Below are 248 nucleotides of genomic sequence, written 5' to 3' on the forward strand. Positions count from 1 at the left end.
TCGTATCAAAAATCATGGACTAATGCTGTCCTGTTGATTTTAAGAGCCCGGCTTTGGCCGGGCTTTTTTATGCCTGTAAAAGCCGACATGCGCGTCGGCTGGGCTTGCGTCAAAAACCATAATAGGTATAATACCGCGTCCAATCCTGCACCAATTGTAGGGTAGGCAAATTTAGGGGCGTAGTTCCAATTGGTAGAACAGCGGTCTCCAAAACCGACGGTTGGGGGTTCGAATCCCTCCGCCCCTGC

At 50.4% G+C, this 248-nt stretch carries 1 tRNA gene; it reads left to right on the top strand.

The annotated features are described in order from the left end of the window. Window positions 1-173: 173 nt before the first annotated feature. Window positions 174-247: transfer RNA gene (locus ACP7FG_RS13145), tRNA-Trp, on the top strand. Window position 248: the final 1 nt, after the last annotated feature.

This window comes from Idiomarina sp. ST10R2A5, from assembly GCF_051842325.1.
GTDB lineage: Bacteria > Pseudomonadota > Gammaproteobacteria > Enterobacterales > Alteromonadaceae > Idiomarina > Idiomarina abyssalis.